We start from the raw sequence: 24,325 nt of genomic DNA on the forward strand, positions 1-24,325 counted from the left end.
CTAATTCTTGGAACCCCACAGGGCTTCCCCGGTTAATTTCCGCTCCCTGAGAATAATCACATCCTCAATCACTCGTGCAGTCTGTCCGAGTACCGGGCTTCGCCATATTTTGCAGCCTTACCCTCTGCACGAGCCGTATCAGGTTCGCTTGCGCTATGTACCATTCTCTTCCTGTCGCTTCCTTCAAACCCTACCGTTACCAGTAGCGCCCTTGCGATTCGGATTGATTTCCCCTCGGACGGGGTATCTCTGCTTTCTTTCAAACAGACGGGGGCACGGCTTTGCCGGGCAAACAAAAAGACGAGCTTAAAGACAAGCTTGTTGCAGCATTAATGAGCGGACAGGCACCAAATCCTGACTTTGACTGGAAAGTCAAATACGATGGAGTTCATCGTGACCGCCAGTTCGGTTCGGCCCACGCCCTTTACAGTTCAATGGGAATTGAACGCAGCGACAAAGAAGGCAGGATGCTGGCCATGCTCAAAAACTGGACATTTTTTGACGCTCCACATGCGCTTTTTTTCACCATGGACAAATATCTTAACATAATGGGCGCGGTTGATATGGGCATTTATGCGCAGACCCTTTCGCTTCTCATGACTGAGAACGGAATTTCAAGCTGCATGCAGGGAGCGCTCGGCCAATTTCCGGATCCTGTGCGCGAAGCATTAGGCATCCCTGAAGAACGCGGGATATTGTTTGGAATGTCATTCGGATACGCGGATGAAAACGCCCCTGTAAACAAAACCAGAACAGAACGCGAGCCAGTCGAAAATTCAGTTGTTTTTGTTGGCTGAAGAATAACAATATAGAGTTAAGCGGCCTCCGGCGGGTCGCTTTTTGAAAAAAGCTCCGCAAAAACTTTTGAATATAAAAAAGTGGGGCAAAAAACCATAAAGTTTTTGAGGGGTCTGGGGAACTTTTTACAAAAAGTTCCCCAGAATAATACAAATTTAAAGAAGAATTGAACAATTAATGTTTGAAGCTTCTCTGGCCCGTAAATTTCATTGAGGCTCCGAATTCATTGCAAGCCTCGATGGTCTGGTAATCGTTCATTGATCCGCCAGGCTGAATGATTGCTGAAACGCCTTCTTTGAGTCCGACATCTGCGCCGTCGCGGAATGGGAAAAATGCGTCGCTTACCATTGTTGAACCTTTGATTCCGCCATTTTCATCAGCTGCTTTTGCGTCTGCCTCTGCCTTTTTGTCAGCATCTTCAAGCATATTGTAAGGTTTTCCGAACATCTCGAAGGCATAACGATCAGCAAGCTTTCTATATGCCTTGTCACGGGCAATTTCAGCAACCCCTACTCTGTCCTGCTCGCCTGTACCGATTCCTACAGTCACTTCATCTTTCACATAAATGACGGAGTTGGATGTGATGCCTGATTCAACAAGCCAGCCGAAAAGCATATCAGCGTATTCACGTTCCGTAGGCTCGCGGTCAACCTTGTATGTCTTGCCCTTGTAGTCACATACCGCTGGAATGAGGTCTTTTACGGAAAGTGTGGTCGGAGCAAATGAAGTCTGGGCTATAAGGCCGCCGTCAATGAGACTCTTGAAATCAACGCATCTTGTGCCGACAAAATCCTGGAGTCTTTCAATATTTCCGATCTTCACGACTCTGAGGTTCTTCTTTGAAGAAAGATATTCAAGCACGCCTTCTTCATAATCAGGAGCAGCAACAACTTCAGCAAACTGTGCACCTATGGCTTCGGCAGTAACCATGTCAAGGGCGCGGTTGACTGCAATGCAACCTCCGAAGGCAGCGATTCTGTCAGCATTGTATGCTTTAAGATAAGCTTCTGAAAGGCTGGCCGCCCTTGCTACACCACAAGGATTGTTATGTTTGACTATTACGACGGTAGGTTTGTCCCCGAAATATCTGAGCATGTTGAGCGAGTTGTCAACGTCTGTCAGATTGGTTTTGCCAGGATGCTTTCCTGACTGGAGAAGCTCGACATCAGAGGCAAGATAACGGCCAGGCTGGATCGTCTGAATATCCCCAAGAAACAGATTGCCGTTAACAAGCTTGTAAAGAGCCGCTTCCTGACCAGGGTTTTCTCCGTATCTGAGGCCCTTGTTAACTCCGTCAATTACCCAGGATGCCTTTTCATAATGAAGGGTCTGGCGCTTGTCTCCATCAACAAAGCTTATTTCCATCTTAGGAGGAAAATTATCGTCCATGATGGTTTTGTACATTTCTTTTAAGTTTTTAGACATTTAGCCCTCCAGACCATAACAGGCTGCAACCTGTTCAAATGATGTTTTTGAAAGATATTCGGAAATCGCGCTGTCGTATTCTGCAGTATGGCTGAATGTTTTCTTTGCAAGCTCGTATCTTACTGAAAGAGGCAAAGCTCCGCCGTTTTTCTTAAGTTCAGAAAGAAGCATGGAATAATCAGAAGGATTCACCACAGAAGCAACCCTTATGAAATTCTTGGCAGAAGCCCTGAGCATGCATGGCCCCCCTATATCAACTTCGCTTCTTGCCTTTTCAGGACTGATGCCTTCTTTTGCCACAGTTTCCTTGAAAGGATAAAGATTCACGATGACCATATCTATCGGATACGAAGCTGTTCTTTTTAGGTCTTCCTGATGTGAGGCATTGTAGGTTTCTGTAAGAAGTCCAAGATAAATGCGGAAATCGAGGGTCTTTACAAGTCCGCCCTGGGTTTCCGGCTGACCAGTGTAATCAGAAACCTGGATCAGATGCTTTTCAGCCTTTGCTCCGAGTATTTCCTTGATCTTACCAAAAGTCCCGCCTGTGGAATAGATCACTATCTCAGGGCAGGCTTCCACAAGTCCAGGAATGAAGGTATCAAGTCCTGTCTTGTCAGATACGCTGATTAGGGCGCGCTTGATTTTAACGTCCCCATCTATTTTATTGACTATGTTTTTGCTCATCTTTTAAACCGTGGTCACACGGCTCCTCCATATTTAATTATATATAAACTATATTATCTTAATAAGTTATAGATTTTGATTGGCAGTCAATCATGTTAAGCCCCTGTAAAAAATCTAAAATCCAGAATCCAAAATCATTAATCATTCAGATCCAGCACTCCCCTGAATTTATCCCTCACTGCTTCAGGAACAACAAAGGATGATCTGTGAGTGTCCTTATTATAGTAATCATTTACAAGGCCAGATGATTCAACCCTTTCTGCATTGAAATGCTCTAAAGGACAGTATTTAGCAGAAACCAGACCGAATCCGTATACTCCGCCATCAACAATCCCGCATGGAGCCGAATACAGGTGCAGCTTTTCAAAACCTGACCTGAATCCTTTCATAAGATCAGCTATCCTGTCAGGCATATTAAATGGTGATGGAAGCGCAAAAACCATGATTCCGTCATCATTCAAAAGATCCGCAGCAGACAGGCAGAAAGATCCTGATGAAATGCACTTTACGACCTCAGTCCTTGTTTTAGGATCAATGAGTATTACATCAAATTTTTCATCGCATGAATCAAAAAAAGCCTCGGGTTCCATTACCACAAGATCAACTCGTATATCTTCAAGGGCATAGCTCTGGTTTGGAAAATGGCTTGAACAGGCATTAAGAAGGGTATGATCCTTTTCCACTACAACAACTTTTCTTACGCCATGATGCCTTAAAACCTCCCTTACTACTCCGCCGTCTCCTCCGCCAACAACAAGAACTGAAACAGGCGCAGGATGTGAAAACATCGGAACATGGGCAAAAATTTCATTATAAACAAAGTCATCTTTTTCAGCCAAAACGACCTTGTCATCAATTATAAGAACGTTACCCATATCAGGAGTTTTAACTATTTCTACAGCCTGATACATTCCTGTGGATGAAAAAACTGTTTCACCTGAATTCAGTTCAATCCGGATTTTTCCGTCAAATTCATCATAAATCCATGAATTTAAGCTTTTTGTCACTTTTCCTGCTCCTGTTCAAAATTTTAATCAATATACTTCCATGAGCGACTTGAAACGCTCAAAACTGTCCGTAACTTTCAGATTCTTCTTCTTCAATATTTCAATCATCTTTTCATCATCGAATCTGAGGTAAGGGTTCACAAGCATTTCATCTTCAAGCGTTGAAACCACATGACAAGGGTCATATTTCTTCAAAAAAACATCCAGATGAGGGTTATCTGGGTCTATTGTTCTTGTGAAGGCCACAGAAGCCCTTACATAGTCATGGCCTGCATAAACCAGGGTATCTGCCGGAAATTCAAGAATCATATTAAGCGATCTGAAAAAACCTTCCACATCTCCTGAAAAACAGTTGCCCACGGTTCCGTTGAAAAGGGTATCTCCTGTTATTATAGCGCTGCCTGTATAAAAAATAACAGAGTCATCAGTATGACCTGGAGCACGATAAACATGCACTGGCTCTCCGTCAATACCCACTGAGCCGCCTGCAATTTTATTATGATCGGCCATTTTCGCGCCAGTTGCCGAGACAAGAAGATTATTTCCAGGAGTATGATCAAAATGACCGTGGGTGTTCGTCACAATCTCAAGCTTCAATCCATTTTGCTCCACGTATTCTAAAATACGCGAAGCCGCTCCTCCGTCTATCGCCATGGCTGTCTTTTCTCCATGAACAACATATCCGAGGTTGTCCGAGTCATACCTGAACTGCTTTATTTTTATCATCTGCCCTCCTCAATTATTTTGGATCTTTCATATCAACCGATGGAAAAACATTCCAGATTTTTTAACCCTTTCCATCTTCATCACCCTTTTTCAGAGCCCCAAACTGGTAAAATCAGCTATACCCCAGATAATATTTACTATATTATCCACTTTGCTCCCCAAATCCACAATATATTGTAAATATAAAGAAATATTAAAAATTTTATTATTAGTTCTATAATTATTTCTTGACTGTTTCGTATTTTTGTATAATCTGAAGCCGTAAAGTGGATCAAAGTGGATTAAAGTGGTTAACAAGTGAGGACTATGTTCAGGGGTACTTCCTACCATACCATTGACGACAAGGGGCGGATCATCCTCCCATCCAGGTTCAGGGACGCAATCCCTGGCGAGGAAAAAAATATTGTCGTCACAGAATGGCAGGGGGCGATCTTCGCTTACAACCATGACGAATGGGCAAAAATAGAAAAGAATGCTCTCTCGGCTAAAAAAACGCCCACGATCCAGAATTTCATAAGATTTTTCATCGGAGGGGCCAATTTTATAACCCTCGATAAGCAGGACAGGTTTCTCATCCCAAATGACTTGAGAAAAGCAGCTGGCCTTGAGAAAGAAATAGTTCTGATAGGCTCTCTGACAAGATTTGAAATCTGGTCAAAAGAAAATCTGTTCAAAGAAAAACAGAAAATGGCCGACTTGCTCGGACATGAGGACAATCAGCAGGAAATCGACGAGATAGGAATTTAGCCATGACCTTGACTTACCACCATGTTTCGGTGATGCCTAATGAGGTCATACAATATCTCGACTGCAAGCCAGGCGACATTGTTGTTGACTGTACACTCGGCGGCTGCGGACATTCGAAGCTGATACTAGAAAAAATACTTCCTGGCGGGCTTCTTATTGGCATAGACCAGGATACTGACAGCCTGAACAACGCTAAAACTGTTCTTGCTGATCATTTGTCAAGCGTAAGACTTTTTCATGGTAATTTTGAAGGACTGCCTGATTACCTGAAAGAATGCGGAATAGACAAGGTCGACGCGATACTTGCAGATATAGGCATCTCGTTTCACCACATCCAGGGTAGCGGAAGAGGCTTCAGTTTCACAAAAAACGAGCCCCTGGACATGAGAATGGACACAAGAAACGAATTGACCGCCTCTGATATAGTTAACTGTTTTGAAGAAAAAGAGCTGACAAAAATTTTCAGAGAGTACGGCGAAGAAAAATTTGCGCCAAAGATAGCAAGGGAAATTGTCAGAAGAAGACTGTCTTCTGAAATAAGGACAAGTCTTGAACTGGCTGACCTCATATCTGGGTGCATACCAAGAAAATTCGCCGACAAAAGCAAAATCCACCCGGCCACCAGAGTTTTCATGGCCATCCGCATAGCTGTAAACAAAGAACTCGAGGTACTCGAAAGATTCATGGATACGGTACCTGATCACCTGAAAACAGGGGGCAGACTCTGTGTTTTGTCATTCCACTCTTTGGAAGACAGAATAGTAAAACGCAGAATCAAGGGCCTTGAAAACCCATGCACTTGCCCAAAGAGCCTGCCAATATGCGTTTGCGGCAGACTCCCTATAATGAAGTCCCTGACAAGAAAGGCTGTAAAACCTTCTGAAGAAGAGATTCTCAGAAACCCCATGTCAAGAAGCACAAAGCTTAGGGCAGCCGTAAGATTATAATTGTCAGGCCTTGCAGACAGAATGCTTAAAAAGTCCGATCCATAAAAATATGCAGAAAAACGTTGTAACATGGCTGGTAATAACAGTTGTTTTTATAGGCGAGCTCTTTTTCTATGCTTGGTGCAGAGTACAGTGCGTGAATCACGGGTATCTGATCTCAAAGGCTGTCGAGGATCAGAGATCCATAAAAGACCAGAACAACAAGCTTGAGATAGAACTTGCAAGGCTAAAGACCCCTGAAAGAATAGTGAGAATTGCGAGGGAAAAATGCGGTCTTCAAATGCCAAAACCAGAACAAATAATAACAATAAAGTAGCAAAACCAAGACCTGACAGAATCAAAAGCAGAGTTGCGTTCGCAGGTTCCTTGTTTTTCCTGCTTTTTGGCGTAATATCTGCTCGCGCTGTCCAGGTGCAGGTGATTGACAGCGAATGGCTTCAGGAAAAAGCTTCCAAGCAATATGAACGTCCCCTTGTCATAAACGGCAAGCGAGGAACCATCATGGACAGTAATCTTGAAGAATTTGCCACAACAATAAACGTAACATCCATCGCAGTACATCCAAAACAGATAAAAAATACAATTGAAACTTCAAGAACTCTGGCCAAAATCCTTGGGATGGATCAGGCCCAAATAAAAGAAAAACTTTCATCAACATCATCCTTTGTCTGGCTGAAAAGACAGGCTCTTCCAAAACAGGTCGATGCCCTTCAGGAGCTGAATATAAAAGGCCTTGTATACCTACCTGAACAGACCAGAATATATCCGCACACAGAAATGGCTTCACAGATTGTGGGCTTTTCTGGCCTGGATGGAAAAGGGCTTGGAGGCCTCGAGTATTATTATGACAGTGAGCTTCAAGGAAAATCAAGCAGCCAGAAAGTGCTGAAGGATGCAAGGGGAAGACTCATAGAAAAACCTGAAGAAGAATCAGGAGCAAGCAACGGCAACAATCTTATCCTTACAATCGACAGAACCATTCAGTACATAACCGACAACAGCCTGAAGGCAGCTGTTACTCAATATAATGCCAAATCAGGCATAGCAGTGGTCATGGACCCGAAAACAGGAGCAGTACTTGCTCTCTCACATTACCCTACCTTCAATCCCAATAATTATAAATCCTATGACAAATCATTGTGGAGAAACCGGGCTGTAACAGACCCGTTCGAACCTGGGTCGACCATGAAAATTTTTCTTGCTGCCGCTGCATTTGAATCTGGTACTGTAAAACCGGAAACAAAATTCAATTGTGAAAATGGCAAATACAGGGTTGGAAGCTTCATAATCCACGACACCCATTCCCACGGTGAACTGACAGTTGAAGAAATAATCAAATATTCCAGCAATATTGGCTCTGTAAAAATCTCCGAAGCCATTGGCAAGGAAGCACTCTATAAGACTTTGAAAAACTTCAGCATAGGCGAAAAAACAGGCATAGATTGTCCTGGAGAAACTTCAGGAAGGCTTGCAAATCAAAGTAAATGGACAAAGATTGACGCAGCCAATATCGCTTTCGGACAGGGCGTTTCAGTATCAGCTCTTCAGCTTGCAGCAGCAGTTTCAGCAATAGCGAACAAGGGAATAATGATGAAGCCCAGACTCGTAAGGGCTATGACTGATTCTGAAAACAATGTTGTAAAGGTATTTGAGCCTGAAAAAATCGGAAGGGCGGTATCTGAAAAAACAGCGGATGAAGTCAAAAAAATAATGAGAACGGTCGCAACCGAAGGCGGCACTGGCAAAAACGCTGATATCGAAGGATATCCCGTATGCGGAAAAACAGGAACAGCGCAGAAGATTGACAAGACTGGCCAGTACGCAAAAGGTAAATACGTATCATCATTTGTCGGATTCGCGCCAATGGATGATCCAAGAATTACCACGCTTGTCCTGCTTGATGAGCCAAGCGAGGGTGGATATTACGGCGGAGTTGTGGCTGCACCTGCTTTCAGGGAAATAGTAAGCCAGAGCCTTCAGAAAATGTCTCTTTACCCGCTTGTTACTGAAGAAAAAGTTACGGCGGCACTGAAGGGAAAAACAAACGGATGAAACTGACCCAACTGCTCCCCTTTGCAGATAGAGAGATCTCGGGCCTTCACCATGTGGCTGGTGAAGGCCCTGAGATCACATCCCTGCACCACCAGTCAGGGAAGGTGAAAAAGGGCGGGCTTTTTGCCGCGTTCAGAGGAGGACTTACTGACGGGCATAAATATATCGCACACGCCATAGAAATGGGCGCTTCAGCTATTCTTGCAGAAAAATTTGTCGAAACAGGAGACATCCCCCTTGTCCTTGTTAAGAATACAAGAAAGGCTCTCTCCAGGGTTTCAGCGGCTTTTCATAATTATCCAGCAAAAAGGCTTAAACTCATCGGCGTAACAGGAACAAACGGAAAAACGACAACGGCTCATATAATAGAGCATATTCTTGTCACAGCAGGAATCAAAACAGGAAACATCGGAACAGTAAACTGCCATTATGGCGACATAATTTTAGACACATCAATGACAACCCCCGAACCTCCGGAACTTCACGGATTCCTAGCAGAGATGGCTGATGCGGGAGTAACACACGTAGTAATGGAAGTATCTTCACACGCGATTGATCTTTACAGGGTCAAAGACTGCATTTTTGATGTGGCTGTTTTTACAAATCTGACCCAGGATCATCTGGATTATCATGGCACAATAGACGATTACTGGGAGTGCAAGGAAAAGTTTATAAGGGGCGTGGCAGCCGGTAGTTGGGGCAAAGACAGGGCGATGGCGGTAATAAACTGTGACGACAGGCGTGGCGAAGGCCTTCTGAACAGTCTTCTGAAAGAGATACACAGCGGCTCCCCGCCCCTTATATCAACAGGTACAGGCATTGACTGGATGATAAGACCAGGAAATGTCAAGGCAGACATTAACGGGCTGAGGGGAACAATCTCAACACCAGAAGAGACTTTTGCATTCAGCACATCACTTGTAGGGATGCATAATCTTGAAAATATTCTAAATTCTGTTGGCGCATGTATTGCTTCAGGCATTCCTTGCGAAATAATTAAAAAGGGTATAGAAACCTTTTCCGCAGTGCCGGGAAGACTTGAAAGAGTCCCTAATAATAGCAAAAGATTCATTTTTGTTGATTACGCGCATACTCCGGACGCTCTTGAAAAGGCCCTGCATACTCTCTCTGCCGCAAAAAAGGAGAGACTGATATGCATTTTCGGATGCGGTGGGGACAGGGACAAGACCAAGAGGCCGATAATGGGCGGAATTTCGGCGTGCATAGCGGACATTACCTTAATTACTTCTGACAATCCGCGCACTGAAGATGCGTCCGCAATTATTAAAGATATAGAAAAAGGGCTTCCTGAAAGCATAAAAATTATTGGAGCAAATGAACTGAAAACGGCTTCAAAGGGCATTTTCATTGAGATTGACAGGGCAAAGGCCATAGAAAGGGCAATCGCCTCGTCAAATCCCGGTGACATAATCTTAATAGCAGGCAAAGGCCATGAAGATTATCAAATCATAGGAAAAGAAAAGATTCATTTTGATGACAGAGAGGAAGCGCTGAAAGCCCTTGAAAAATACAGCATTATGTAATGAACCAATGACGTGGAGCATAGCTGATATACTGGAAGCCACCGGAGGCACTCTTGTATCAGGTAAAAAAGGCCCTTTCAGGGGCTTTTTCATTGATTCGAGGGCAATTAAGGATGAATGCCTGTTTATTGCTATCAGAGGGAAGAATCATGACGGCCATGAATTTGCTGAGGAAGTAATAAAAAAAGACTGTCAGGGACTGATGATATGTGAGGATTATGTTCCGCTCGCAAGAAAAACAATTTCTGATTACACCGGGACAGTTCTTGTTTCTGTAAAAGATACGACAGAGGCGCTTGCTCTTCTTGCAAAATTCCAGAGAAAAAGAGCCGATGTAAAGGTAATAGCTATCACAGGATCAAGCGGTAAAACCACAACAAGATCCATGACAGCAGGGATAATGTCAGGGACATTTGAAACCCTTGCGACTGATGGAAACTTCAACAATGACATAGGTCTCCCGCTCACTCTCTTCAGGCTTTCCAAAGCCCACAAATGGGCCGTCTTAGAACTTGGTGCAAGCGGCCATGGTGAGATATCGAGACTTTCTGAAATTTGCAGGCCGGACATAGGCATCATAACAAATATAGGCCCAGCCCACCTCGAAGGCTTCGGAAGCATGGAAGGAGTGGCAAGCGCAAAGTCAGAACTGATAAGCTCACTTGGTGATGACGGCATCGGAATTTTGAATATTGACGACCCATTTCTGAAAGAAATTGCGGTTTCTTCAGGCAAAAGAATCATAAAATATGGAAAAGCCGAAGACGCTGATATAAGAGGCTCTCTGCTCGAAACCCATGAAGACAGAATCGTCTTTGATATTTTTTTCCCTGATGGGAAAGGCCGTATTGAATTAAGGACACCTGGCCCATTCATGATGATGAATGCCCTTGCAGCCGCGTCTGCCGCATGGGCAGCAGGCATTGGCATTGAAAAAATATGCGTCGGACTGAGAGGCTTTAAACCCGAAAAGGGAAGACTTAACGTAAAAAGGACAAAAAGAGGTGCCCGGCTCATTGATGACACCTATAACGCCAACCCGACTTCAATGCTTGCGGCCATAGACACCCTCGTTTCAATCAAAGGAAAAGGCAGGGGCTTTCTGGTATGCGGAGATATGCTCGAACTTGGTGAAAAAGGTGCGGAACTTCATGAGAATATTGGAAAGGCTGCCGCTGAAAAAGGTCTGGACGCTATTTTCATTTATGGATCTTACAGCCTAAATGTAAAAAAAGGCGCCATTTCCGCAGGCATGCCTGAGTCTAATATTTTCACGGGTGAAAAAAAAGAACTGGCAAAAATAATTGAAAAAACTGCTGGCACTGATGACTGGATTCTGATTAAAGGATCAAGATCCATGCATATGGAAGAAATTGTTAATGACCTTTTATAAAGTAACTGAGAAACCAGAAGAGAAATAATAAATTGATTTACCATATTCTTTATCCACTACACTCATATTTTTCTTTTTTTAATATTTTCAGATATATCACTCTAAGGAGCATATATGCTGGACTTACTGCATTCATAATAAGCTTTCTTCTTGGACCCTATGTCATAACCAAATTGAGAGAAATGCAGGTCGGCCAGTATATCAGGGAGTGCGGCCCCAAGTCCCATTTTGACAAGGCAGGAACTCCCACCATGGGCGGAGTTCTGATTATTTTCTCCATAGTATTTGCTGTTCTTCTCTGGGCTGATCTGACTAATTATTATGTATGGATATCCCTTTTCACACTTATCGGTTATTTCATGGTCGGGTTTCTGGACGATTACCTTATGCAGGTCAAAAAAAGAAGCAAAGGCCTAAGTCCGAGAAGCAAGCTTATTTACCAGACAATAATAGCTGTTGCAGCTTCAGTTCTCATCTATTACGCGCCAAATTTCAAGACAACGGTGACAATACCTTTTTTCAAGAATCTTGTTCCCGACCTAGGCCTTTTTTACATCCCGTTCGCCGCATTCATAATAGTTGGGGCATCCAATGCGGTAAATCTGACCGACGGACTCGACGGCCTTGCAATAGGCCCGATGATCATAGCGTCGGTAACCTTCATGATATTCTGCTATGTGGCCGGACACGCCAACTTCGCAAATTACCTCAAGATCACCCCTGTTCCAGGATGCGGTGAAATAGCTGTTATATGTGGGGCGCTTGCCGGAGCAGGAGCAGGATTCCTCTGGTTCAATGCCTACCCTGCCCAGGTGTTCATGGGGGACACAGGATCACTTCCGCTTGGCGCCATCCTTGGTACAATTGCAGTAATTGCCAAGCAGGAGATACTTCTTGTAATAGTTGGAGGCCTTTTTGTCATTGAAGCGCTGTCAGTTATTTTTCAGGTGGGATATTTCAAACTTACCAAAGGCAAAAGAATCTTCAGAATGGCTCCGCTTCATCATCATTTCGAATTAAAGGGCTGGCCCGAGCCAAAGGTAATAGTAAGGTTCTGGATAATATCCATGGCCCTGTCCCTTATTGCGCTGAGCACACTGAAAATAAGATAAGATTTATAACTAAAAAGCACGGGAACAGAATCATAACAGACAAAGAAATGCTGGTGGCCGCATATGGATATAAAAGGTAAAAAAATAACTATTCTGGGACTTCAGAAAACAGGGGTGGCTCTTGCTGAGTTTCTGGCAAAAAGAGGCGCCCTTATTACTGTGAGTGACAGGTCAGATGAGAAATCGCTCGGAGACAAAGCATCCAAAATCAGAAATCTTGGAATAGATCTTGAGACTGGAGGCCACTCTGACTCATCTTTTGAAAACAGGGATTATATTATCCTGAGCCCCGGAGTTCCGCATACCCTGCCCCAGCTCGAAAAAGCAAGACAAATGGGGGTATCAGTCATAGGCGAAGTGGAACTTGCATCGAGATTCATTGACTGCCCGATAATAGCCATAACAGGCACAAACGGCAAAAGCACGGCAACCACGCTTGCAGGTGAAATGCTTAAAAAATCAGGATTCAATGTTTTTGTTGGCGGCAATCTCGGAACGCCCCTTGTTTCATGCCTCGATCTTTCTGAAAAACCTGATTTCGTTGTGGCAGAAATAAGCAGCTTTCAACTTGACACATGTGTATCATTCAGGCCAAAGGCTGCGATTCTTCTGAATATTACGGAAGACCATCTTGACAGATACAAGGACATGGAAGGCTATGCAGATTCTAAAATGCTTGTTTTCAAAAATCAGAATAATGATGACTTTGCCATCCTGAACGCTGCTGACAGCATGACCATTGACAGGATGCAAAGGATACATTCTTCCAAATATTTTTTTAATGAAGCAAACCATTCTGACCATTCAGCAGATTTCAGATCAGGAAAACTGGTTCTTAAAAGTGGCGCAGATAATCAGATAACAATAGACATTTCAAGATACAGACTAAAGGGCATCCATAACCTCGAAAACCTCGCAGCTGCGGCGCTTGCCACATGGCTCCTCGGCGCAACAAGTGAAGGAATCCAGGAAACTGTTGACAGCTTCGCAGGACTTGCCCACAGGGTTGAATTCTGCGGAGAAGTTAAGGGAGTAAGCTTTTACGATGACTCCAAAGCAACAAATATTGACGCAGCCCTGAGAGCCGTTGAGGGTTTTGAACAGCCGCTTGCAATAATAATGGGAGGAAGGGATAAGGGCGCAACATTTGAGCTCATGATCGGGGCCCTAAAAAAACATACTGTCAAGGCCATTCTGATCGGCGAAGCCGCTGAAAAAATAGGCCGAGCCTTCAAAGGATCAGTTGACACAGTTATCGCAGACAGTATGGAAGATGCTGTCAGAAAAGGATTTGAAGCAGTAAGGCCAACAGGAGGTGCGGTTGTTCTGTCCCCAGCTTGCGCCAGCTTTGACATGTTTGACAATTACGGGCACAGGGGAAAGGTTTTCCAGGAATCGGCAGCCAAGATCATAATGGAAGCAGGAGGACATGGAGAATAGTCAAAAGACGCCCTTCATACTCGACACAGCGCTGCTTTTTCCTACCCTTCTCCTGACAGGCTTCGGCGTTGTCATGGTTTACAGCGCAAGCTCGGCCATTTCACTGGATAAATTCCAGACAGATTTTTATTTCCTGAAAAAACAGGGAATATTTGCTGTCATGGGTATCCTTGCAATGATAGGCGCCCGTTTTGTGCCTTACAGGTTTTACAGAAACAACCCATATCTCTTTCTTGGAGGGGCAATATTTCTTCTCTCTGCGGTAATTATATCCGGAATAGGACATAAGGCAGGGGGGGCTGCAAGATGGCTCAAACTTGGCCCCATATCTTTTCAGCCATCCGAATTTGCAAGAATAGCCATGATAATCTACCTTGCCTATTCACTGGAAAAGAAAAAAGATCGAATCAGGGAGGCTTTCATAGGATTCATTCCACATGTGGCTGTACTTGGAATGCTCATATGCCTGACCATGCTTCAGCCGGACTTCGGGTCAATAGCAATTTTAGCTGCAATTACCTGGGCAATGCTTTTTGCAGGAGGGGTTAGACTGCTTCATTTAATTGGCTCTCTTATTCCGTTTCTTCCTGCGCTATATATATATATGGTGAGTGCGGATTACAGAATCCAGAGGCTTAAAAGTTTCTGGGACCCATGGCAGTATCATTCGGACGAAGGTTACCAGATAGTTCATTCACTCATGGCGTTTGGAACCGGAGGAATATGGGGTACAGGCATAGGTCAGGGTTTTCAGAAACTCTTTTACCTGCCTGAACCGCATACTGACTTCATTTTTTCGGTTATAGGAGAAGAGACCGGCCTCATTGGAGTCATGAGCGTAATTTTTCTTTATGGAATAATACTCTGGAGAGGTTTCAAGATATCCGTGGAAGCGTCCGGAAGATTCGAATCTCTTCTTGCATTTGGTCTGACTGTTTCCATGGGAATCCAGATCTGCATTAATACAGGGGTATCCCTTGGCCTGCTTCCGGCTAAAGGACTGGCTCTGCCTTTTTTAAGCTATGGTGGAAGCTCCATGCTTATGAACATGATCACAATCGGAATATTGATGAATATAAAGGCTTCAAATGGAATTAAAGAATAAACCATACAATATAATACTGGCTGCAGGGGGAACCGGTGGACATCTTTTCCCCGCAGTTGCCATTGCTGACGCCATAAAGGAAATATCTCCGGAAAGCCGCTTTCTTTTCATAGCAAGCGGCAAAGAGCTGGAGAAAAAAATAATAGACTCGGCCGGATATTCCATGGAAACCATATCGATTTCAGGGTTAGCAGGGTTAGGCGTTTTTACGAAAATGAAAGCTGCATCAAAAATTCCTGGAGCCGTATTTAAATCAGCCGCAATAATTAAGGGATTCGAAGCTGATGCAGTAATCGGAATGGGAAGCTATACGGCAGGCCCTGTACTTCTGGCAGCAAAAATGCTTGGAGTACCGACCGCAATACACGAGCAAAACAGACATCCCGGAATAACAAACAGAATGATGTCCAAGTATGTCGGCAGGGTATATTCATCCTTCGAAGACACATTCCAGCTTGATAAGCCAGAAAGACAAAAATACCTCGGCAACCCTGTGAGGAGCGACATTGTCGAATTTTCAAAAAATTGTGGAAATAACGGATCAAAAAAAGATGACTCATTTAAAATTTTAGTTCTCGGAGGAAGCCAGGGAGCAAGGAGCATAAACAGAGCAGTTACAGCATCCCTGCCTTTTTTTTCAGACCCCGGAAACATGGAATTTATTCATCAGACAGGCTCAAACGATTATGAAGATGTAAAAGCAGGGTATGAAAAAGCAGGTATAAAATCTGAGGTTCGGCCTTTTTTCGATGATATGGCCAAGATCTATGCCGAGGCCGACCTTCTCATATGCAGAGCAGGCGCCTCAACAGTGGCTGAGATTGCTGTAATGGGAAAAACCGCAATATTCATCCCCTTCCCTTCAGCGGCAGGAGACCACCAGAGCCAGAACGCTGAAGCCCTTGAAAATGCGGGAGCAGCCATAATCATAGAGGAAAGGGATCTGACTCCGGAGATACTCGCGTCAAGAATAACATGTCTTAAGGAATCGCCCGAAGCTCTCAAGGAAATGTCTCTCGTCTCGAAAAGTTTTGGAAGGCCGGACGCGGCAAAAGAAATTGCAAATGACATAATAAGCTGGATAGAAAGCAAAATATAATGTATCAGAAAAAGTATCATATACATTTTGTAGGTATTGGTGGCATAGGAATGAGCGGCATAGCAGAACTTCTGATCAACCTGGGGTACACAGTATCAGGATCTGATATCAAGAAGACTGACATAACGGACAGACTATCAGAAATAGGCGGAAACATATTTGAATGCCATGAGCCTGAAAATATTGATGGCGCTGACGTAGTCGTAATTTCCTCTGCTGTCAGCCCGGCAAACCCTGAGGTCGCGGCAGCCAGAGAAGCAGGAATACCTGTCATTCCGAGGGCTGAAATGCTTGCGGAACTGATGAGGCTAAAATACAGCATAGCTGTAGCGGGCGCACACGGCAAAACAACGACCACATCCATGATAGCAGCGATCCTTGGCAAGGCGGAATTAGACCCCACCGTTGTTATTGGAGGAAAGCTCAAGAGCATAGGACTCAACGCTCTTCTGGGCAAGGGTGATTATCTTGTCGCAGAGGCCGATGAATCGGACGGATCTTTCCTGAAGATGTCACCGGCAATTGCGGTCGTAACAAATATTGACAGAGAACATTTGGACCACTACGGAAACATGGAAAACATAAAGGACGCATTTTCCAAATTCATAAATAGTGTCCCTTTTTACGGGACGTCCGTGGTATGTCTTGACAACGAAGCCTTGCAGGATATCCTTCCAAAGATCAAAAAACGTCATATCACATACGGACTTTCAAGCCAGGCCGATCTTCAGGCCAGGGCCATCAAGTTAGAAGGTTTCAGAAGTACATATTCAGTGTTCCATCACTCAAAAAAACTTGGGGACATAACCCTTAATCTCCCTGGCATACATAATGTCTACAATTCCCTTGCCGCGATAGCAGTATCAATGGAACTAGGAGTAAATTTCGAACATATAAGAGATGCTTTTGCTACCATACAGGGTGTTCAGAGAAGACTTGAACTAAAGGGCGAAGCCAAGGGAGCAAAAATATTCGATGATTACGGGCATCATCCCACAGAAATAAAGACAACCCTTGCCGCACTTCGTGAAATCTATCCGGAAAACAAAATCATAGTTGTTTTTCAGCCCCACAGATATTCAAGAACCAGGGATCTGTTCGACGAATTCATAAAATCGTTTTATCAGTCTGACTCACTTGTACTTTTGCCTATATATGCTGCCGGAGAACAGGAAATTCCCGAACTGAGCCACAATTCACTTGGAGAAGCCATATCTGCCCATGGGCATAGGGAAGTTCTGGCGTTTGATTCTCTGGAAGAAGCTGCTGACCATGTTTTTTCAAGCATTAAGTCCGGGGATGTTGTTTTAACCCTTGGTGCCGGCAATGTATGGCGTCTTGGAGAAAGAATAATTTCCATGTCAGGAGATAATTAAGCTTGCATATTGATGACCAGAAAAAAAACGAGCTGAAGGGACTCTTTGCTGAAAAAATCAGCTTTGAAGACTCGCTTTCCGGGTTCACGTCAATGGGAGTCGGAGGACCGGCAGAAGCTCTTCTAATTCCATCTGAAACTGATGAAATAATAAAAGCTGTGCACTGGTGTTCATCAAACAAAATTGAATGGTGCATCATCGGAGGCGGAACAAATATCGTCATAAAAGACGAAGGAATAAATGGACTGGTAATAGCGATCACAAAAAAGCTCGGCGGATTTACCCATGAAAATATTGAAGGCGCATCCCGCATAAGGATCATGGCAGGTACGCCGCTATCCAAAGTATGCAGCTGGGCTGCCGAAAGAGGGCTGAAAGGCCTTGAATTTGCGGCCGGAATTCCAGGAACCTTCGGCGGCGCTGTAAAGATGAATGCAGGCACATCGGCAGGATGGATTTCGGATGTACTTGATAGCATCACGGTCATAACGGCTGACGGTGAAAAAAAATGCCTGTCAGGATCTGAGATAGAGTCATCCTACAGAAAACTCAGACTGAAAAATGTGACCGGGCCAGGAGATATCTGCGGATCAATCATAGTAGAAGCATCCATAATTCTGAAAAATGGCAGTGCTGACGAAATAAAGGCGAAAATAAAAAAAAGCATGGAGGAAAGAAAGGCCAAACAGCCACTTGGGTATAAAAACGCGGGGTGCATTTTCAGAAATCCTGAAAACAATCTTCCTGCCGGAAAGCTCATTGAACTGGCTGGTCTTAAGGGTGCCGAGTCAGGCGGAGCAAAGGTTTCCGAACTTCATGCAAATTTCATTATCAATACAGGAGAGGCATCAGCAGCTGATATTATTGCCCTCATTGACATGGTAAAAACAACTGTGAATGAAAAATTCTCAGTCACCCTTGAACCGGAGGTAATAGTTGCGGGATAGGGGGATTAAAAAAAACAGAAAAAATAAACCTCAAAAGCCTCCTAGAAAACCTTTATCTTTTGGTTTTATTTTTTCTATATTTAGGATAATGTCACTGGTCGGGTTCGTTCTTACTCTTTCAGCAGGCTTTGTTTTCTGTCACGACATTATTCTACAGCTGCCCTATTTCAATATTAAAAATATTGATGTAACAGGTATGTCAAGGATAACAAGAGACTTTATCCTTGAAAAAACAGAAATAAACTCCGGCAAAAATATCATGAGAGTGAATCCGGCAAAGGCAAAAAAAATCCTCGAATCAGAAACATGGATTGAGTCGGCCGAAGTCAGCATGAAAATGCCGGACACAGTCAATATAAATATTAAAGAAAGAGCAGCCACAGCTCTCATTGACTTTGACGATTTTTATATTGTTGACGCAAACGGGAAAGTTTTTAAAAAACTTGAAGACGGAGACCCGGATAATCTCCCGATCATCACAGGGCTTGCCTACCAGGATACAGTTGACGCAAACAGTCCAGGCAACGCCTTATGGAATACAGTTCAAGACGTACTTAAAAAAGGATCTGAAAAAGATGCTGTCATACCAGTAGGGCAGATAAAAAGGATTTCGGCAGACTATCAGATGGGAATAAATCTTTCCCTTAACAACGGCCCGCTTATCAAGCTTGGCAGCACAGACCTTGAAACAAAACTGGAAAGAATTTCAAGGATCATACACAATAAAAATAGCCGGATTGACTATTCAAAAATTGAATCGATAAATCTTCAGAATATAAATAGAATCATAGTGGGGTTTAAAAAAGAAACACCCGCCGAGGCAGAGGGAAAGGAGGTATAACGTGCAGCAGGGGCATGGCGAAATAATAGTTGGCCTAGACATAGGCACTACAAAAATCTGCGCTGTTGTCGGAGAAACCGCAGGAGATGAAATCAATATCATAGGTGTTGGTTCGCATCCTTCCATCGGTCTGAAAAAGGGCGTGGTTGTAAACATTGAATCCACAGTTGATTCCATAAAAAAAGCGGTGGAAGAGGCCGAACTCATGGCTGGCTGCGAAATTTCCTCGGTATATGCCGGAATCGCGGGCGGTCATATTACGGGCTTCAACAGCCACGGAATCATTGCCATCAAAGGCGAGGAAATTACGGAAAATGATGTGGCCAGAGTCATCGAAGCTGCAAGGGCTGTTGCCATTCCCATGGACAGGGAAGTAATTCATGTTCTGCCCCAGGAATACATAGTCGATGACCAGTCTGGCATCCAGAATCCTGTCGGAATGGCGGGCGTTCGCCTTGAAGCAAAAATCCATGTGGTGACGGGAGCCGTTGCATCCGCACACAATATAGTCAAATGCTGCAACCGTGCAGGCCTTGATGTAAGCGACATTGTGCTTGAGTCCCTTGCATCAGCGGAATCTGTTCTCACAAGAGAAGAAAAGGAACTCGGCACGGCACTCATTGATCTTGGTGGCGGAACCTCAGATCTGGCTGTTTTTGTGGGAAATCACATCAGACACACCTTCGTTCTCGCACTTGGCGGACACAACCTCACCAATGATATTTCAATAGGCCTGAGAGCACCACAGGCAGAAGCCGAAAGAATCAAGAAAAAATATGGAACTTGTATCGCACATGGTATAAGAAATGACGATATAATCGAAATACCGGATATGGCAGGAAGGCCACCAAGAAAACTCCCTCGCCAGATTCTTGGAGATATACTCGAACCGCGCGCTGAAGAGATATTCACACTGATAAAAAGGGAGCTCCAGCGTGCAGGAATGGAAAACACGATTACGGCCGGAGTGGTTCTCACCGGAGGATCTGCTCTTCTTGAAGGTGCGGCGGAAGTAGCTGAATCCATATTCAATCTCCCCACAAGGGTAGGAACACCAATTGGAATCAAAGGCCTTGTGGACGTAGTCGACAACCCAATGTACGCGACTGCGGTCGGTCTAGTACTTTGGGGCGCAAAAAACCAGACAGGGAAAAAATTCAGAATCAGGGACAATAATATATTCAACCGTATTCTCAGCAGAATGAGAAAATGGTTCAAGGATGCCCTTTAGAATTCATATAATATTGCTACGGTCAAAAAGGTTCACTTTCAGGAGGCGGATTTATGGTCCAGCAGGTTAATAGTAAGGCAGCGAAAATTAAAGTCATAGGCGTCGGCGGGGCGGGCGGCAACGCTGTTAACAACATGATCGACGCCCACTTGAGCGGAGTGAAACTCATTGTGGCCAATACTGATGCCCAGGCCCTCGAGAACTCCAAGGCGGAAATAAAAATCCAGATGGGTTCCCAGCTGACAGAAGGCCTTGGCGCAGGAGCAAATCCACAGATCGGGCGTGAGGCAGCGCTTGAAAGTGCTGATCAGATAAGAGAAGCTCTTGCTGACAGCCATATGGTTTTTATTACTGCAGGATGCGGTGGCGGAACAGGCACAGGAGCTGCCCCTGTCATTGCGGAAATCTGCAAAGAGATTGGTGCATTGACCGTGGCTGTTGTTACCAGACCGTTCTCTTTTGAAGGCAAGAAGCGCGCAATCCAGGCTGAGGAAGGAATTCTCAGACTGAAGGAAGTTGCTGATACGGTAATCACAATTCCCAATGACAGACTTCGTGGTATTGCCTCAAAGAATGCCCGTCTTCTTGACATGTTCAAGAAAGCGGATGAAATTCTTCACCACTCTGTAAAAGGCATCACTGACCTCATCATGGTGCCTGGTCTTGTTAACCTCGACTTCGCAGATGTTAGAACAGTAATGTCAAAATCAGGCATGGCCCTGATGGGAATAGGCGTTTCAAGCGGAGAAAGCAGGGCTGCAGAAGCTGCGGAACGAGCAATTTCACATCCTCTTCTTGAAGATATCTCCATTTCAGGCTCCAAGGGCGTTCTGATGAACATCTGCAGTACAAGCGATGTCACAATGGACGAAGTAGCGGAAGCGTCTGAAAGAATCTACAAAGAAGCAGGAGATGACGCAGAAATATTCTGGGGTCATACGGTAGACGAAACCCTTGGCGATGAAATCAGAATTACTGTAATTGCAACTGGCATAGGCCAGGAAACCTATATGGACAAGGCGCCCATAGCTGCGTCTAAATCAGCTTCAGAACCTGCAGTACGGGGCAGGATAAGGGATATTACGCCTGACGACCTCAACAATGATTTTGGTGAAGTGAGGGTAATCAGAGGCAAATCGCAGCAGTCTTCTAACCAAGGACAGAGCTACAAGAACAGTTACAGAAATGTGTCCATGGACAGCAATGATCTTGAAATTCCGACCTTCCTCAGAAGGAAAGCTGATTAGCTTTTTAAGGAAAGGGACCATTGCATAGCAAACTTGCACTTTGTGAATGTTAAGGGCTGTACCAAACTAAAAATCTCAGACGTTTTTTCAGAGTTTAAGGTGTGCACGCAACCCGTGCACACCAGATCATAAGATTAAACTTCTGGATTCAAATGCAGCATATAATGACAATAACAGACAGCAGACACAAAGAAACCGGTGCAATTCATAAAGACTGGCGAAACAGACGCACAGTCGCCCTGATATATCCGAACACTTACCAGGTTGGGATGACCAATCTTGGATTCCATGCCGTATACAGAATAATCAATTCAAGGGAAGACTACGTCTGCGAGAGGTTCTTTCTTCCTGAAGAAGTCCAGAAAACCAATCAAAGACTCCTGAGTCTTGAATCAGGACGGCCTATCACTGATTTTGACATTGCAGCATTCTCAATTTCCTTTGAAAACGATTATCTGAATATTCTGGAAATCCTGAAAAAAGCAGGAATCCCGCTTAAAGCCTCCCAGAGGGACGAAAAATTCCCTCTCATAGCAGGCGGCGGAGTAGCCTGTTTTTTGAACCCTGAACCACTTGCGCCTTTTTTTGATATTTTTTTCATTGGCGAAGGCGAAGAGATTCTGCCAGGCTTTCTGGACATTTTTTCTCCTGAGATCAAAAAAGCAAGCGTTCTTGAAAAAGTGGCCGGCACAGTCCGGGGATGCTACGTGCCATCGCTCTATGATGTGGTTTATGATGACGGCAATGTAATAGGCTCAATAAGATGCGATGATTCATATCCAAATAAAATTCAAAGAGTATATGCCAGGGATATTTCATCTTTTGAAACTTCAAGTGTAATTCTGACTCCTGACACAACTTTCGGTGATACTTTCCTGACTGAAATATCACGGGGATGCCCCCATGGATGCCGTTTCTGCAGCGCTGGTTACATATACAGACCTCCAAGATTCAGAAGCATCTCCGCAATTAGCGAAACAATAAGATCAGGGTCTGACAATTCATCTAAGATAGGGCTTGTTGGGGCTGCGATAACAGATCATCCTGATATTAAGGAAATATGCGCTTTATCCGAAAGCCAGGGTATGGAAATCACCTTCAGCTCCATCAGGGCTGATGGCATTACCTGTGAAATGCTGGAAACCATAGCAAGAAGCGGTGCAAGATCAATAACAATAGCACCGGATGCCGGATCTGAAAGACTAAGACGTGTAATAAACAAGAGGCTCACTGAAGAAGAGATTATTAAAGCAGTTGAAGTGGCCATAGATTCAGGACTCCAGAATATCAAGCTTTATTATATGATAGGACTCCCAACAGAAACAGAAGAAGATCTTGATGAAATAATCGGGCTCACCAAAAGGGTCAAATCAGCTTTTCTTGAGAAAAGCAGGCCAAAGGGAAGAATGGGTGACATAACTGTCGGAATAAGCTCATTTGTTCCAAAACCTGCGACTCCTTTCCAGTGGGAGGAAATGCAAAGCCCTTCAAAGCTAAAGAAAAAAATTGCAAGGATTCACAAGGAAATAGGAAGAATACCCAATGTGACTGTTCACGCAGATCCGCCACGTTGGTCTTTTATTCAGGCGGTTTTTGCAAGGGGCGACAGAAGAGTCGGAGACATTCTTGAACAAGCACTGAATAATAATGGGAACTGGCCGAAAACATTCAAGGAATCAGAAATAGATCCTGAATTCATGGCACTAAGAAAAAGGGACAAAGAAGAAATACTGCCATGGGATATTATTGAAAACAGAGTGCCCAAGGAATATCTCTGGAAAGAATACAGTAAGGCCATTAATGCCGAGGAAACACCGCCCTGTCCTGCTGTACCCGGATGTACAAAATGCGGGGTCTGCGGATGACGGATAAAGTATACTTCACATCGTCATAATTTGAACTTTTCTTTTAAATGAAAGGTCAAAGGCCGCTTTTTGAAAAAAGCTTGGCAAAAACTTTTCGGTTATGGATTCTTTTGCTTGAAAAACATATGTTATCAACCCGTAATAAAAAACCATAAAAGTTTTGGGAAAGGTCTGGAAAACCCTTTTTCAAAAGGGTTTTCCTGTAATGATGCAACAACAGGCTTGCCATTCAAACGGCCTGACTCATTTCAAATGTTCATGCTGTGACATTGATGAGTATAGAAACCTTTTTTCAAAAGAGCTGAAAATGGAAGCAAAAAAAACAAAGTTTCTTGCAAGCGTATCTTTAATCATTATTTTTTTAATTCTTTGCGCCTCTCCTTTATTTGCGGCCAATCTTGAAGTGGAAAAGGCCGTAATATGCGAAGAAATAGTTAACAGGGAACCTGCTAAAAAAGCAGTGGTTTTCAGGAATGGCATAGAAAGAATATACTGCCATACAGTTCTTGAAAAAATTAAGGAAAACGGAGTCATATATCACAACTGGTACAAAAGAGACAGACTCTCGTCCAGAATCAAACTGAGTGTCAAACCACCAAGATGGGTCACGTTCAGTTCCATCCAGCTTAGAGACTATGACAACGGCCCCTGGAGAGTTGATATTACAGATGCTGACGGAAATATTCTTAAAGTTGTGAGATTCAGCATTTTAGATTGATCAAAAATAAACCTATATAAT

23 protein-coding genes are annotated in these 24,325 nt (G+C 44.0%); 18 read left to right on the forward strand and 5 right to left on the reverse strand.

All coding sequences use genetic code 11. From position 1 onward, the window contains the following. Positions 1 to 68 precede the first annotated feature (68 nt). The gene (locus tag K245_RS27765; RefSeq protein ID WP_156906809.1) at positions 69 to 263 is read right to left on the reverse strand and encodes a hypothetical protein; all 195 of its coding nucleotides are present in this window, start codon (positions 261 to 263) and stop codon (positions 69 to 71) included. 18 nt (positions 264 to 281) lie between these two features. On the opposite strand from K245_RS27765, the gene K245_RS24735 reads away from it, so the two are divergent. Further along, positions 282 to 797 carry a nitroreductase gene (locus K245_RS24735; protein WP_232223836.1) on the forward strand — a complete coding sequence of 172 codons (516 nt, stop codon included), beginning with the start codon at positions 282 to 284 and terminating at the stop codon, positions 795 to 797. A 175-nt stretch (positions 798 to 972) separates the two neighbouring features. Here K245_RS24735 and K245_RS0114815 read toward each other — a convergent pair whose 3' ends face one another. The 4 genes from K245_RS0114815 to K245_RS0114830 all read right to left on the reverse strand — a co-directional run bounded on the left by K245_RS0114815 (position 973) and on the right by K245_RS0114830 (position 4,640). Next, positions 973 to 2,223, reverse strand: coding sequence for an IMP cyclohydrolase (locus tag K245_RS0114815; protein WP_027359861.1), 1,251 nt, complete (start codon positions 2,221 to 2,223; stop codon positions 973 to 975). Continuing rightward, on the reverse strand, positions 2,224 to 2,907 hold the full coding sequence (locus K245_RS0114820) for a hypothetical protein (RefSeq protein ID WP_027359862.1): 684 nt from the start codon (positions 2,905 to 2,907) through the stop codon (positions 2,224 to 2,226). It lies immediately after the preceding gene. Between the two features lie 137 nt (positions 2,908 to 3,044). Further along, positions 3,045 to 3,914 (reverse strand): spermine/spermidine synthase domain-containing protein, encoded by an 870-nt coding sequence (locus K245_RS26790; protein ID WP_051284176.1) that lies wholly within the window; start codon positions 3,912 to 3,914, stop codon positions 3,045 to 3,047. Between the two features lie 27 nt (positions 3,915 to 3,941). Further along, on the reverse strand, positions 3,942 to 4,640 hold the full coding sequence (locus K245_RS0114830) for an MBL fold metallo-hydrolase (protein ID WP_051284177.1): 699 nt from the start codon (positions 4,638 to 4,640) through the stop codon (positions 3,942 to 3,944). A gap of 306 nt (positions 4,641 to 4,946) precedes the next feature. On the opposite strand from K245_RS0114830, the gene mraZ reads away from it, so the two are divergent. The 17 genes from mraZ (at position 4,947) to K245_RS0114920 (ending at position 24,304) form a co-directional block, all read left to right on the forward strand. Next, entirely contained in the window at positions 4,947 to 5,387 is a 441-nt protein-coding gene (gene mraZ / locus K245_RS0114835) for a division/cell wall cluster transcriptional repressor MraZ (RefSeq protein ID WP_027359864.1), read from the forward strand. 2 nt (positions 5,388 to 5,389) lie between these two features. Next, on the forward strand, positions 5,390 to 6,334 hold the full coding sequence (gene rsmH / locus K245_RS0114840; protein ID WP_332248669.1) for a 16S rRNA (cytosine(1402)-N(4))-methyltransferase RsmH: 945 nt from the start codon (positions 5,390 to 5,392) through the stop codon (positions 6,332 to 6,334). Between the two features lie 49 nt (positions 6,335 to 6,383). Beyond that, positions 6,384 to 6,650, forward strand: coding sequence for an FtsB/FtsL family cell division protein (locus tag K245_RS0114845; protein WP_027359866.1), 267 nt, complete (start codon positions 6,384 to 6,386; stop codon positions 6,648 to 6,650). Next, the gene (locus K245_RS24745; RefSeq protein ID WP_051284178.1) at positions 6,602 to 8,386 is read left to right on the forward strand and encodes a peptidoglycan D,D-transpeptidase FtsI family protein; all 1,785 of its coding nucleotides are present in this window, start codon (positions 6,602 to 6,604) and stop codon (positions 8,384 to 8,386) included. Before K245_RS0114845 ends, K245_RS24745 begins: the two co-directional genes overlap by 49 nt. Beyond that, positions 8,383 to 9,930 (forward strand): UDP-N-acetylmuramoyl-L-alanyl-D-glutamate--2,6-diaminopimelate ligase, encoded by a 1,548-nt coding sequence (locus tag K245_RS0114855; RefSeq protein ID WP_027359867.1) that lies wholly within the window; start codon positions 8,383 to 8,385, stop codon positions 9,928 to 9,930. Before K245_RS24745 ends, K245_RS0114855 begins: the two co-directional genes overlap by 4 nt. Then, a complete protein-coding gene (locus K245_RS0114860) occupies positions 9,908 to 11,323 on the forward strand; it encodes a UDP-N-acetylmuramoyl-tripeptide--D-alanyl-D-alanine ligase (protein WP_051284179.1) in 1,416 nt (471 codons plus the stop codon). The genes K245_RS0114855 and K245_RS0114860 overlap by 23 nt, the downstream gene beginning before the upstream one ends. A 32-nt stretch (positions 11,324 to 11,355) precedes the next feature. Next, positions 11,356 to 12,435: a phospho-N-acetylmuramoyl-pentapeptide-transferase gene (gene mraY, locus K245_RS0114865; protein ID WP_027359869.1), complete on the forward strand. Its 1,080-nt coding sequence runs from the start codon at positions 11,356 to 11,358 to the stop codon at positions 12,433 to 12,435. 63 nt (positions 12,436 to 12,498) lie between these two features. After that, the gene (gene murD, locus K245_RS0114870; RefSeq protein WP_027359870.1) at positions 12,499 to 13,875 is read left to right on the forward strand and encodes a UDP-N-acetylmuramoyl-L-alanine--D-glutamate ligase; all 1,377 of its coding nucleotides are present in this window, start codon (positions 12,499 to 12,501) and stop codon (positions 13,873 to 13,875) included. Beyond that, complete coding sequence (ftsW, locus tag K245_RS0114875) at positions 13,865 to 14,980, forward strand: putative lipid II flippase FtsW (protein ID WP_027359871.1); 1,116 nt, start codon at positions 13,865 to 13,867, stop codon at positions 14,978 to 14,980. Before murD ends, ftsW begins: the two co-directional genes overlap by 11 nt. Next, positions 14,964 to 16,079, forward strand: a complete 1,116-nt coding sequence (murG, locus tag K245_RS0114880; protein WP_027359872.1) for an undecaprenyldiphospho-muramoylpentapeptide beta-N-acetylglucosaminyltransferase — start codon at positions 14,964 to 14,966, stop codon at positions 16,077 to 16,079. The genes ftsW and murG overlap by 17 nt, the downstream gene beginning before the upstream one ends. Further along, positions 16,079 to 17,455 carry a UDP-N-acetylmuramate--L-alanine ligase gene (murC, locus tag K245_RS0114885; RefSeq protein WP_027359873.1) on the forward strand — a complete coding sequence of 459 codons (1,377 nt, stop codon included), beginning with the start codon at positions 16,079 to 16,081 and terminating at the stop codon, positions 17,453 to 17,455. The genes murG and murC overlap by 1 nt, the downstream gene beginning before the upstream one ends. 2 nt (positions 17,456 to 17,457) lie before the next feature. Further along, a complete protein-coding gene (gene murB / locus K245_RS0114890) occupies positions 17,458 to 18,402 on the forward strand; it encodes a UDP-N-acetylmuramate dehydrogenase (protein WP_051284180.1) in 945 nt (314 codons plus the stop codon). An 88-nt stretch (positions 18,403 to 18,490) separates the two neighbouring features. Beyond that, positions 18,491 to 19,243 (forward strand): cell division protein FtsQ/DivIB, encoded by a 753-nt coding sequence (locus tag K245_RS0114895; RefSeq protein ID WP_156906810.1) that lies wholly within the window; start codon positions 18,491 to 18,493, stop codon positions 19,241 to 19,243. A 1-nt stretch (position 19,244) separates the two neighbouring features. Beyond that, positions 19,245 to 20,474, forward strand: a complete 1,230-nt coding sequence (gene ftsA / locus K245_RS0114900) for a cell division protein FtsA (protein WP_027359876.1) — start codon at positions 19,245 to 19,247, stop codon at positions 20,472 to 20,474. A gap of 53 nt (positions 20,475 to 20,527) precedes the next feature. After that, on the forward strand, positions 20,528 to 21,721 hold the full coding sequence (gene ftsZ / locus K245_RS0114905; RefSeq protein WP_027359877.1) for a cell division protein FtsZ: 1,194 nt from the start codon (positions 20,528 to 20,530) through the stop codon (positions 21,719 to 21,721). A gap of 152 nt (positions 21,722 to 21,873) precedes the next feature. Then, complete coding sequence (locus tag K245_RS0114910) at positions 21,874 to 23,586, forward strand: radical SAM protein (protein WP_232223837.1); 1,713 nt, start codon at positions 21,874 to 21,876, stop codon at positions 23,584 to 23,586. A gap of 307 nt (positions 23,587 to 23,893) precedes the next feature. Beyond that, positions 23,894 to 24,304 carry a DUF2914 domain-containing protein gene (locus tag K245_RS0114920; RefSeq protein ID WP_084156328.1) on the forward strand — a complete coding sequence of 137 codons (411 nt, stop codon included), beginning with the start codon at positions 23,894 to 23,896 and terminating at the stop codon, positions 24,302 to 24,304. Positions 24,305 to 24,325 lie beyond the last annotated feature (21 nt).

Origin of the sequence: Desulforegula conservatrix Mb1Pa (assembly GCF_000426225.1) — a bacterium.
Taxonomy (GTDB): domain Bacteria; phylum Desulfobacterota; class Desulfobacteria; order Desulfobacterales; family Desulforegulaceae; genus Desulforegula; species Desulforegula conservatrix.